Source organism: Amycolatopsis sp. lyj-346 (assembly GCF_046548975.1).
Taxonomy (GTDB): Bacteria; Actinomycetota; Actinomycetes; order Mycobacteriales; family Pseudonocardiaceae; genus Amycolatopsis.
This window is the reverse complement of sequence record NZ_JAJPWT010000009.1, coordinates 318,076-329,528: the sequence shown is the minus strand read 5'-3', so window position 1 is coordinate 329,528 and position 11,453 is coordinate 318,076. Positions and strand designations below refer to the sequence as shown.

11 protein-coding genes are annotated in these 11,453 nt (G+C 70.6%); 2 read left to right on the top strand and 9 right to left on the bottom strand.

From position 1 onward, the window contains the following. Window positions 1–4 precede the first annotated feature (4 nt). Window positions 5–343, bottom strand: coding sequence for an L-rhamnose mutarotase (locus tag ACLJQE_RS26520; RefSeq protein ID WP_410642063.1), 339 nt, complete (start codon window positions 341–343; stop codon window positions 5–7). Window positions 344–423: 80 nt separating this feature from the next. Between ACLJQE_RS26520 and ACLJQE_RS26515 the strand changes: the two genes are divergently transcribed. Further along, complete coding sequence (locus ACLJQE_RS26515; protein ID WP_410642062.1) at window positions 424–1,155, top strand: FadR/GntR family transcriptional regulator; 732 nt, start codon at window positions 424–426, stop codon at window positions 1,153–1,155. A gap of 43 nt (window positions 1,156–1,198) precedes the next feature. On the opposite strand, the gene ACLJQE_RS26510 is transcribed toward ACLJQE_RS26515, so the two are convergent. The 6 genes from ACLJQE_RS26510 to ACLJQE_RS26485 are packed head-to-tail and all read right to left on the bottom strand — an operon-like array spanning window position 1,199 to window position 7,702. Beyond that, on the bottom strand, window positions 1,199–2,212 hold the full coding sequence (locus ACLJQE_RS26510) for an ABC transporter permease (RefSeq protein ID WP_410642061.1): 1,014 nt from the start codon (window positions 2,210–2,212) through the stop codon (window positions 1,199–1,201). After that, window positions 2,209–3,732, bottom strand: coding sequence for a sugar ABC transporter ATP-binding protein (locus ACLJQE_RS26505; protein ID WP_410642060.1), 1,524 nt, complete (start codon window positions 3,730–3,732; stop codon window positions 2,209–2,211). The genes ACLJQE_RS26510 and ACLJQE_RS26505 overlap by 4 nt, the downstream gene beginning before the upstream one ends. Then, the gene (locus ACLJQE_RS26500) at window positions 3,729–4,772 is read right to left on the bottom strand and encodes a sugar ABC transporter substrate-binding protein (RefSeq protein ID WP_410642059.1); all 1,044 of its coding nucleotides are present in this window, start codon (window positions 4,770–4,772) and stop codon (window positions 3,729–3,731) included. The genes ACLJQE_RS26505 and ACLJQE_RS26500 overlap by 4 nt, the downstream gene beginning before the upstream one ends. A 35-nt stretch (window positions 4,773–4,807) precedes the next feature. Next, on the bottom strand, window positions 4,808–5,551 hold the full coding sequence (locus ACLJQE_RS26495; RefSeq protein WP_410642058.1) for an SDR family NAD(P)-dependent oxidoreductase: 744 nt from the start codon (window positions 5,549–5,551) through the stop codon (window positions 4,808–4,810). Then, window positions 5,544–6,848 carry an enolase C-terminal domain-like protein gene (locus ACLJQE_RS26490; RefSeq protein WP_410642057.1) on the bottom strand — a complete coding sequence of 435 codons (1,305 nt, stop codon included), beginning with the start codon at window positions 6,846–6,848 and terminating at the stop codon, window positions 5,544–5,546. Before ACLJQE_RS26490 ends, ACLJQE_RS26495 begins: the two co-directional genes overlap by 8 nt. Before the next feature lie 2 nt (window positions 6,849–6,850). After that, on the bottom strand, window positions 6,851–7,702 hold the full coding sequence (locus ACLJQE_RS26485; RefSeq protein WP_410642056.1) for a fumarylacetoacetate hydrolase family protein: 852 nt from the start codon (window positions 7,700–7,702) through the stop codon (window positions 6,851–6,853). Between the two features lie 205 nt (window positions 7,703–7,907). On the opposite strand from ACLJQE_RS26485, the gene ACLJQE_RS26480 reads away from it, so the two are divergent. Further along, a complete protein-coding gene (locus tag ACLJQE_RS26480) occupies window positions 7,908–9,119 on the top strand; it encodes a multidrug effflux MFS transporter (RefSeq protein ID WP_410642055.1) in 1,212 nt (403 codons plus the stop codon). Here the strand turns inward: ACLJQE_RS26480 and ACLJQE_RS26475 are convergent. Continuing rightward, the gene (locus ACLJQE_RS26475; RefSeq protein ID WP_410642054.1) at window positions 9,116–10,003 is read right to left on the bottom strand and encodes a phosphotransferase enzyme family protein; all 888 of its coding nucleotides are present in this window, start codon (window positions 10,001–10,003) and stop codon (window positions 9,116–9,118) included. The genes ACLJQE_RS26480 and ACLJQE_RS26475 overlap by 4 nt on opposite strands. Before the next feature lie 13 nt (window positions 10,004–10,016). Continuing rightward, entirely contained in the window at window positions 10,017–11,336 is a 1,320-nt protein-coding gene (locus ACLJQE_RS26470; protein WP_410642053.1) for an XRE family transcriptional regulator, read from the bottom strand. Between the last annotated feature and the right edge of the window lie 117 nt (window positions 11,337–11,453).

The following is an 11,453-nucleotide window of genomic DNA, read 5'->3' as shown; positions in this document are numbered from 1 at the left end:
GCCGTCACTCCTTCACCGGCAGTTCCCAGACCAGCCCGATGCCGGTGTCGCCGCCGGAGTAGTCGTCCTCGACGGCCAGCAGCCCGGCCATCCTGGCCTGCCACGGCACGTTCGCGGGGTGGTCCCGCAGTGCCGCGCGCATGGCTTTGTAGTCGTCGACTTCGAGGACGTGGAACAGGTCGAGACCGTTACGCCAGATCCGCCAGGAGTGGACGCCGGCTTCGCGCAGCGCGGTGTCCAGCTCGGGCGGGATGACCGCGTGGACGGACTCGTACTCGGCTTCCTTGCCGGGCTTGAGCCGGGTGTGCAGAGCCACCCGTTCCGGTCTGCGCTGGTGGGTCATGGCCCCTCCTTCGCCGGGACATGGCACGCTGGGGAGTACCACGAAACATCCGAGGTCTGTTGCAGGGAAGGGCGGACACGATGCCCGTCACCGATGTCGCGATCGACAAGATCAAGGACATGATCATCTCCGGCGAGCTGGCGCCGGGCGACCGGCTGCCGAAGGAGGCCGAGCTGGCCCAGCGGCTCGGGCTTTCGCGCAGCTCCCTGCGCGAGGCCGTCAAGGCGCTGTGCCTGATCCGGGTGCTCGACGTGCGGCAGGGCGACGGCACGTACGTCACCAGCCTCGAGCCCAACCTGCTGCTCGACGCCATGACGTTCGTCGTCGACTTCCACCGCGACGACACCGTCCTCGACTTCCTGGCGGTGCGCCGGATCCTGGAGCCCGCCGCGACCGCACTGGCCGCACTGCACATGAGCGACGCCGACATCGCGGAGCTGGGCACGCTGCTCGGCGAGCTGGAGGACGCGCCGACCGTGGAAGCGCTGGTCGCCAACGACCTGCAGTTCCACCGCAAGATCGCCGACGGCTCCGGCAACCCCGTGCTCTGCTCGCTGCTCGACAGCCTCTCCGGACCGACCGCCCGCGCCCGGATCTGGCGCGGCCTCACCCAGGAGGGCGCGGTCGCGAAGACCCGCGAACAGCACACGGCGATCTACGAGGCCATTGCCGCGCGCGAGCCGGAGCTGGCCCGCTCGTGGGCGACCGTGCACGTCGCGGGCGTGGAGCAGTGGCTGCGCAACGCACTGGGCACCGCGGACGACCCGACCGTGCCCGACTCGGACGCGGAGCCGGCCGCGGAAGCCTCGTAGCACGCCTACCTCCGGAACACGTCGGATCTTCACGGGGTGAGCGTCAGGTTTGGGGCTTTCCGCCCGCGTACCGGGCGATGATCAGCGCGACCAGGATGATGGCGCCGTAGATCGCACCCTGCCACTCCGCCGTGACGTGCGCGTAGTTGAGCAGGCTGGACACCGACGCCAGCAGCAGGACGCCGGTCAACGCACCGACGAGCGTGCCCTTGCCGCCGTCGAGCGAGACGCCGCCGATCACCGCCGCCGCGAACACCTGCAGGATCATCCCGGACCCCTGGTTCGCGCCCAGCGCGCCGACGTAGCCGGTGTAGGCGAGCCCGCCGATCGCGGCGAGGATCCCGGCGACGACGAACACCGCCCACGCGATCCGGTCCACGCGCACGCCCGCGGCCCGTGCGGCTTCGCGGTTGCCGCCGATCGCGTACAGCGCGCGGCCGACGCGGTGGTAGCGCAGCACCCAGCCGGCGACCGCGAACAGCAGCGCCGCCAGCCAGACCGACATCGGCAGCCCGAGGAACGTCGTCGTCGCCAGGTTGGTGAACGAGTCGGGCAGGTTGAACAGCGTCTTGCCCTTGGTCGAGCCGACCTGCACGCCCCGCAGCACGGTGAGCATGGCGAGGGTGACGATGAAGGCGTTCAGCTTCAGCTTCACGATCAGGAAGCCGTTGACGAACCCGACCAGCGCCCCGCACAGCGGGATCACCAGGAGCCCCACCGCGGCGGGCATCTCGATGCCGAAACCCGCGGACGCCGCCGGGAGCACGACCATCGCCCCCAGCGCGGGCGCCAGGCCCATGGTCGATTCCAGCGACAGGTCGAACTTGCCGGTGATCAGCACCAGCGACTCGCCCAGCACGACCAGCGACAGCGCGGCCGACGCGGTCAGGATGCTGACGATGTTGCTCCAGCCGACGAAGGTGTCGTCGACCAGGCCGCCGATGAGGAACACCACGACCAGCGCGGGCAGCAGCGCCAGTTCACGCAGCCAGACGGCTTTCCGGCGGCGAGGTGGCGCGGGCAGCTCCGTCTGCGGAGAGGTCATCACGTCCGTCACGAAAGCTCGACTCCTTCGATGTCGGCCACGAGGTCGCCGTCGGACCACCCGGCCTGGTGTTCGGCGACGACGGACCCGGCGCGCAGCACCAGGACCCGGTCGCTGAGGCGCAGGTCGTCGAGCTCGTCGCTGACGATCAGCACCGCCTTGCCCTCGGCGCGCACCCGGTCGACGACCGCGAGCAGCGCCTCCTTCGACTTCACGTCCACGCCCGCGGTCGGGTTGATCAGCACGACCACGCGCGGATCGCTCAGCAGCGCCCGCGCCAGCACGACCTTCTGCTGGTTGCCGCCCGAGAGGTCCGACACCGGCTGATCGGCGCCCGCGGCCACGATGTCGTAGTCCTTCAGGGCCTGCGACGCCTTCGCGTACCGCGTCGCCGGGGAAGCGATCCCGCCGCGGCCCAGTTTGCCCAAAATGGACATGGTCGCGTTGTCCGCGATCGAGTGGTCCAGGACCAGGCCTTCGTGGTGCCGGTCGCGGGGCACGCAGCCGATGCCGGCCTTCAGCGCCGCCGGGATGTCACCGGGCCGCAGCGGTGAGCCGTCGACGCGGATCGTGCCCGCGGACGGCGTCCGCAGGCCGTAGACGGTCTCGGCGACCTGGTGCTTGCCGCTGGCGTTGCTCCCCGCGAACCCGACGACCTCGCCGCGGCGCAGCCGGAAGGAAACGTCCCGGAAGCCGTCGCCGGAGAGGCCGTCGACCGCGAGGATCTCGGCCGCCTCGGCGTCGAGAGCCTCCCGAGAAGCGGCGTCGCGGACCGACAGGCCGCCCGGCTCGCCGGTCATCGCGTCGACCAGTTCCGCGCGGCCCACTTCGGAGACCGGCGCGGTGAGCACGTGCTTCGCGTCGCGCAGCACGGTCACCGCCTGGCAGACCTCGTACACCTCGTGCAGGTGGTGCGAGATGAACAGGAACGTCACCCCGCCCGCCTGCATCTGGCGCATCCGCTCGAAGAGCCGCTCGATGGCCTGGCTGTCCAGCTGCGCGGTCGGCTCGTCGAGGACGATGAACCGGGCGCCGTAGGACAGCGCGCGGGCGATCTCGACGAACTGCCGGTCCTCCACCGACAGGTCTCCGGCGGGGGTGTCGACGTCGACGTGCACGTCCCACGAGCCGAGCAGCTCGCGGGCCTTGCGCCGCAGCGTCTTCCAGCCGATGGCGAACCCGCCGCCCGCCTGCCGGTTGAGGAACAGGTTCTCGGCCACGGTGAGCTGCGGGACGACCATCGCGTGCTGGTACACGCAGGCGACGCGCGCCTTCCAGTCGTCCTGTTTGGACAGGGGCGGGGCCGGCTCGCCGCCGAACTCGACGTGCCCGGTGTCCGGGGCGGACAGGCCGGTGAGGATGGAGACGAGCGTCGACTTGCCGGCCCCGTTGCGCCCGACGAGCGCGTGCGACTCGCCGGGGTGCACGGTGAGGCTGACGTCGTGCAGCGCCACGGTCGGGCCGTAACGCTTCCCGACGCCCACGGCGCTGACCACTCCGGCGGCGGGTTCACCGGCGGGCAGCGCGGTCACAGGTTGTTCCCCCACAGGGCCTTGTCGTCCACGTTGTCCTTGGTGATGACGGGCGCGGGCAGCTGGTCCTCGAGGATGCCGGGGCGGATTTCCACGATGGTGCTGCCGTGGTCGGTCGGCCCGGCCTTGAACGTCTCGCCCGCCATGGCCTTCTTCAGCCAGTACAGGCCGTACTTCGCGTACGCGTCGGCCGGCTGGGACACCGTGGCGTCCAGTTCGCCCGCGCGGATCGCGGCCAGTTCCTGCGGGATGCCGTCGTTGGACACGAGCACGATGTGCTTCGGGTCCCCGGCCGGGAAGAACAGGTTCTTGCGCTTGAGCGCCTGCAGGGTGGGCGCGAGGTAGACGCCGCCGGCCTGCATGTAGACACCCTTGATGTCCGGGTTCGCGGTCAGCATGCTGTCCAGCCCGGAGGACGCCTTGTCGGCCTTCCACTCGGCCGGGATCTCCAGCACCTGGACGCCGGGGTACTTCTGCTTCATGCAGTCGCGGAAGGCTTCCGAGCGGTCGCGGCCGTTGACCGAGGCCAGGTCGCCCATGATCTGCACGACCTTGCCGGACTTGACCTTCTCGCCGATCGCGTCGCAGGCCTTGGTGCCGTAGGCCTTGTTGTCGGCCCGCACCACCATGGCGACCTTGCCGCTCTCGGGCGCGACGTCGACCGCGACCACCGGCACGCCCTTGTTCTCGGCCTGCTTGAGCCCGGCGACGATGGCCGCGGAGTCCAGCGGCGTCACGACCAGGCCCTTGACGCCCTGGTTGAGGAAGGTGCCGATGTCGGTGATCAGCTTCGCCGGGTCGCTGTCGGCGTTGACCGTCGGGAGGACGTCGACGCCCTCGGACTTCGCCATCTGCGGCACGTAGTTGTTGTAGGCCTGCCAGAACGGCGAGGTCAGCAGCGGCAGCGTCGCCCCGACCTTGCCACCCGGGTTGCCGCCGCCCGCCGGCGCCGCGGCATTGTCCTTAGTGGACCCGCAGGCGGCCAGGACCAGACCGCAGACGGTGGCCGTGGCGGCCACCTGGATCACCCTGTTACGCACCGCATCCTCCTTGATGACAGCGAAAATCAAGTCTGTTACTGCTGAACGGGACCGCGGGGCCGCAGGCCGTACATGCCGCCGTCCACCGCGAGCGCGGTGCCGGTGGTCGAAGCGGTAAGGGGGCTGGCGAGGTAGACGACGGCGTTCGCGACCTCGTCGGCGGTGACCAGCCGGCCCATCGGCTGGCGGGCCGCGAGGGCCGCGCGTTCGGCCGCCGGGTCGTCGGCGGCGTCGAGCAGCCGGCCCACCCACGGGGTGTCCGCCGTGCCCGGGCACACGCAGTTGACGCGGATCCGGTCGGGCAGGTGGTCGGTCGCCATGGCCAGGGTCAGCGAGAGCACGGCGCCCTTGCTGGCCGAGTAGAGCGCGCGGTTGGGCAGGCCCGCCCAGGCCGCGATGGAGCAGGTGTTGACGATCGCCGCGGACGGCGAGTTCCTGAGGTGCGGCAGTGCGGCCCGGGCGAGGCGGACCATGCCGACGACGTTGACGTCGAACACGCGGTGCCATTCGTCGTCACCGTTGACGGTGACGTCGCCCTGCGCGCCGATCCCGGCGTTGTTGACCAGGATGTCGAGGCGGCCGAAGCGGTCCACGACGGCGTCGATCGCTCCGCGGACTTCGTCGTCGGAGGAGACGTCGCAGCGGAAGCCGTCGTCGCCCGGGTTCAGGTCCAGGACCGCCACCTGCGCGCCGCGTTCGGCCAGCAAGGTCGCCACCGCCTTGCCGATGCCCGAGGCGCCTCCGGTGACGGCGGCCACCAGGCCCTCGAATTCACTCACTTGCGGTCTCCGTCCACTCGGGACCGTCCGGGAAGCGGAACCGGCGCAGTGTCGCGTCGTGCATGCGCGCGGAGAACCCGGGTGCGGTCGGGGCGAGGTACCGGCCGCCCTCGACGACGGCCGGGTCGGTGAAGTGCTCGTGCAGGTGGTCGACCCACTCGATCGAGCGGTCCGCGTCGGTGCCGGACACCGCCACGAAGTCGAACATCGACAGGTGCCGGACGAGCTCGCAGAGCCCGACCCCGCCGGCGTGCGGGCACACCGGCACGCCGAACTTGGCGGCCAGCAGCAGGATCGCCAGGTTCTCGTTGAAACCGCCGACCCGGGCGGCGTCCAGCTGCAGCACGGAGATCGCGTTCGCCTGCAGCAGCTGCTTGAACATCACGCGGTTCTGGACGTGCTCACCGGTGGCGATCTTGATCGGCGCGAGGGCCTTCGCGATGGCCGCGTGGCCGAGGATGTCGTCCGGGGAGGTCGGTTCCTCGATCCAGTACGGGTCGTGGGGCGCGAGCGCGGTCATCCAGGTGACCGCGGCGGCGACGTCCCAGCGCTGGTTGGCGTCGACGGCGATCCGGATGCCGTCGCCGACGGTCTCGCGGGCGAGTTTCATGCGGCGGACGTCGTCCTCGAGGTTGCCGCCGACCTTGAGCTTGATCATCTCGAAGCCGTCGGCGACGGCCTGCTCGGCGAGCCGCACGAGTTTCGCGTCGGCGTACCCGAGCCAGCCGGGTGACGTGCTATAGGCGCGGTAGCCGTTCGTTTCCAGCTGCTTCGCGCGCTCGGCCCGGCCGGGTTCCGCGCGACGCAGGATGTCCAGGGCTTCGGCTTCGGTGAGCGCGTCACTCAGGTAGCGGAAGTCGACGAGGGACACCAGTTCTTCGGGCGTCATCCGTGCGGCGAACTGCCAGACCGGCAGGCCGGCGCGGCGCGCGGCGAGGTCCCACGCGGCGTTGACCACCGCCCCGACGGCCATGTGCGCGACCCCTTTTTCCGGGCCCAGCCAGCGGAACTGCGAGTCGCCGACGAGCGTGCGGGACAGGTCGCCGAGCGCAGCCGCGTCCTCCGGGACGTCCCGGCCGACGACGTGCGGGGCGAGCGCGCGGATCGCGGCGGCCTGGACGTCGTTGCCGCGGCCGATGGTGAACGCGAGGCCGTAGCCGTCCGGGCCGCCGTCGGCGTGCAGCACGACGTAGGCGGCGGAGTAGTCCGGGTCGGGGTTCATCGCGTCCGAGCCGTCGAGCTCCTTCGACGTCGGGAACCGGACGTCCATGACCTCCATGCCGATGATCTTCGCCATGGTCAGGCCTGCCTCGCGGCCTGGCGCTGCCGCCCGAGGCCGTCGATCTCGAGCTCGATCACGTCGCCGTCGCGCAGGTACGGCTTCGGGTCGGGCTGGCCGAGCGCGACGCCTTCGGGGGTGCCGGTGTTGATCAGGTCGCCCGGCCGCAGCACCATCACCTGGCTGAGGTGGTGGACGATCTCGGCGACGCCGAAGATCATGTCCTTGGTGGACGAGTCCTGCTTCTTCTCGCCGTTGACCCACAGCCGCAGGCCGAGGTCCTGCGGATCGGGCACCTCGCTCGCCGGGACCAGCGCCGGGCCGAGCGGGTTGAAGTTCTCGCAGGACTTGCCCTTGTCCCACTGGCCGGCGCGGAACTGCAGCTCGCGCTCGGAGACGTCGTTCGAGACGACGTAGCCGGCGACGTACTCGAGGGCTTCGTCGACGCTTTCGAGGTAGCGGGCGGTCTTGCCGATGACGACGCCGAGCTCGACCTCCCAGTCGGTGCTGACCGAGCCGCGCGGGATGAGGACGTCGTCGCCGGGGCCCACCACGACATCCGGCGCCTTCATGAAGACGACGGGCTCGGCCGGCGGCGTCGCGCCGGTCTCCTCCGCGTGGCGGCGGTAGTTCATGCCGATGCAGACGACCTTGCCGGGCTGGGCGATCGGCGCGCCGACGCGCAGGCCGGTCACCGAAGCGGCCGGCAGCTCCCCGGCGGCGAGCGCGGCGGCGGCCCGCGCGATCCCGTCCGCGGCGAGGAAGCCGCCGTCGATGTCGGCGGTGAGACCGCCCAGCTCGTAGGTCGTGCCGTCGTCGGCACGCACGAACGGACGCTCACTGCCGGGCTCCCCGAGGCGCACAAGCTGCACGGATGTTTCCCTTCACCCACATCGACCAGACATCCGATGTATATCGCAGTCGTGACCGCTGATCCAGAGCAATCGCCGAATCGGCTGCAAAATTGATCGGATCAGTAGTGGTTCACTGTCGGGTGACCACGGGGTGTCACCGATCACAGCCGGAATAGCACCGGCGCCCGCCCCGCTGGTCCCCGTAGGGGACGAAAGGACGTGCATGACCACCACGGCGGAACGTACCGCGCCGAGCCGGCGGGCGCAGCTGAAGTTCGTCCTCGTGCTGGGCGGCCTCACGGCCTTCGGGCCCCTGTCGATCGACATGTACCTGCCCGCGCTGCCGCGGATGGCGACCGACCTGCACGCGGCGGACAGCACGGTCCAGCTGACCCTCAGCGCGTTCATCGCCGGGCTCGCGCTCGGCCAGCTGGTGCTCGGGCCGCTGTCGGACGCACTGGGCCGCCGTCGCCCGCTGATCGCCGGGCTGGTGCTGTACGTCGTGGGCTCGGTGCTGTGCGCGGTGAGCCCGGACGCACTCCTGCTGGTCGCGGCGCGGTTCGTGCAGTCCCTCGGCGCCGCGGCGGGCATCGTGATCGCCCGCGCCACCGTCCGGGACCTGTTCTCCGGAACCGCGATGACGAAGTTCTTCTCGACGTTGATGCTGGTCAGCGGCCTGGCCCCGATCTTGGCCCCGCTCATCGGCGGGCAGCTGCTGAACTGGACGTCGTGGCGCGGGGTGTTCGTCGTGCTGACGGCGTTCGGCGCGCTGCTGCTGGCCGTGGTGGTGTTCTTCCTGCCGGAGCCGTCGGCATCGCGGTCTCCCGCGCGGCTCGGCCAGGTGATGCGCACCTACGGGCGGCTGGCGCGGGACCGTTCGTTCGCGGGGTACGCGCTGGCATCGGGGCTGCTGTTCGCGTCGATGTTCGCCTACATCTCGGGCTCGTCGTTCGCGCTCCAGGGCGTGTACGGGTTGAGCCCGCAGGCGTACAGCGTGGTGTTCGGCGTGAACGGCGTCGGGATCGTCCTGGCGGGCCAGCTCAACGGCCGCCTGGTGGGCCGGGTCCGCGAACGCGTCCTGCTTCTCGCCGGCTTGCTGCTCGGCGTCGCTGGCGGAGTTTTCGTGCTGGCATCGGCGGTTTTCCGGGCGCCGCTGGCGGTGCTGCTGGTGTCGTTGTTCCTGCTGGTGTCGAGCATCGGCCTGGTGATGCCGAACGCGAGTTCCCTGGCACTGGCACCCCACGCCCGCTCGGCCGGAGCGGCCTCGGCGTTGCTGGGCGTCCTGCAGTTCGCGGTCGGCGCGGTGGCGACGCCACTGGCCGGGCTCGGCGGGCCGGGGACGGCGGTGCCGATGGCCGCCACCATGGCGGGGTTCGCGGTGCTGGCGCTGGTGGCCTACCTGGTCTTGGCGCGGGACGAAGTCGGGACGCGTTAGAGCGCAGTCCACGACCAAGGCCGGGATACGTCACCGCGGAGGCAAGCGATCCGGTACCGCGCTTGCTCTGCGGCTTCGGGCCGGGTACCGGCCTTGCTCAGGGCGAAGGACACCCAACGGAGCTCCTGGATGTCGGCGAGCGTGCGGTAGCCCGGCACTCTGGTCACGTCGTGACCACCGTATCCGGCGACGAACGACTCGTACTCCCCCGTGGTGATCCGCGCGAAGTCGGTGTGATCCACGGCGATCTGGACCAGATCCCAGTCACGCCGACCGAAAGACACCATCTCCAGGTCGAGCAGGATGGGCGGCCCGGTTCCCGGCACGGCCACGTTGCCCTGCCACGCGTCTCCGTGGATCACGCCGGTCGGCCCGGTGCGGGCGAAGTCCTGGTAGCGCCGCTCCAATTCCCCGAGGTGGCGTTCGAGCCACGCCCGATCGCCCGGATCGAGCGCGGTTGCCCGGCCGATCCGGCGGCCGAGGCCGGCGAACGGGTCGTGCCGGGGCAGGCCGGGAATCCGCGGTGCGGGCAGCGAGTGGAACCGGCCCAGGACTGCGCCGAGTTCGGCGGGAGTCGCCGGCCGGTGCGCCGGAAGCGCCACCCACCAGGTGATCGGCCGATCCCCGATCATGACGGGCTGGGGTACCTCCGCCAACGCCCGGACGGCAGGCAAACCTGCCTCGGCGAGCCACCGCGAAACGAGCACCTCACGCCGTGCCGTGTCTCCGGTACCCGGGCGCCCGATCCGGGCGACGACGTCGGCGGGCAAGCGGTACATCACGTTCGATCCGTCTCGGATCAGCTCGGCTCCCGCGGTGCCGAGGCCGGCGATCCTCGCCGCCCGGGCCAGCACCCCTTCGGCGTTGGTCGCATCCGGGCTCACGTGATCGATCGTCTCAGGCACTGTGCCGGGTCAATGAGGCGATGTCCCGCCGCAGTGCGGCGACGTCTTCGATGCGGGAGTGGTGCACAGAGACCGACGCCAGGTCATCGAGCTCCTTCGAGATCCGCCGAGAGCGCAGCGACGCGGCGTCGAGGACGGCTTGCTGTCCGATGGACGCTGCTTGGCGGGGATCACCCGTCGACATCATGAGCGTTGCGAGCCTGATGCGCGAAAAGGTCCGCGATCGTGGGTAGTCCGCACCCTGCAGGCGAACGGCGGCTTCGAGTCGTAGCGCCGCAGGCTCCGTCTTCTGCCGGGCCCGCGCGACGGGGACGAGCGCCTTTCCTGTGCTTCCTTGGTGTTCGGCCTCGTCGTAGTAGCAGAGCCACGGCGGGTCCGCCGCCGGATCGCGGGCGTCGAAGTGCTCATCCGCACGATCCACCTCCGCGATCGCCTCGTCCGTGCGGCCGGTCAAAGCGAGCAGACAGGCCCGGATCGTCCACAACATCGCCCGGGCCGTGGCGGACACCCGATCCGATCGCACCTGGGCGAACTCGATAAGCGATAGCGCGTCGTCGACTTCCCCCAGGTATGCCGCCTTGCGTGACATTTCCGCGAGCGTGTTCGCCCGCAGTGCCCACGACTTCCCTTGGTCGGCGCACCACAAGGCGAACCGGAAACACCGATCGGCTGCGTCGTGGCCGGCGATGTCGAAGGCGGAGAACGCGACCACCCCGCTGAGGTTGCCCACCGCCTCGAACAGGGCGTCGCGAACGTCGTCGGCAGCCCGCGCATCGATCAGCCGGGCCGCCCACCTGAGCTGCCGCAGAGCAGCCTCGCAGGACAAGCCACCACCGAAGAGGTTCTCCGACATCGCGGCCGCACGGGTGATCGCCCGGACATGCTCGACATCGGTCCAGCCAATCCGCTTCAGGACCGGTGTCTCGACCGACATCGACGCCAGGTAGCCGGCCGGAGTTTCGCCGAGTTCGACGCAACCGGGGCGATCCGGCGCGGCGGCCGGAAGCGCCACCACGGATCGGGGAACAGGGGCGCAACCCCGTCTCGTCGGGCGGAAACCGAGGTCGGCGTCCGTTGCCGCACCGAGGACCGCCCGCAGTCCCTCCCGGTACGCCTCACCCGGCCAGCCGACCCTGCCGCCTTCGTAGCGCTTGATCGTGTCCGCGTCGAGGTGGTGGCGGCTCTTCCTGGTGTCCCAGAGGTAGAGGTTCACCGCGTCGGCAAGCTCCGCGCGCGTCATGCCTTCACCCGGTTTCGCGCGTGACGGCTTCCCTTCGCGCGCAGCGCGAAGCTTTGCGTTCGGCGTGGCCACTCCGATGCCCTCCCTGGCGTATCCCGTGGAGTGTACGCCCGTGACCAGCGGTAACGCCGATCCAGATTGCCCCGGGCCGCCCCTTCAATGCCCTCCAGAATGCCCTCCGGGAAATCC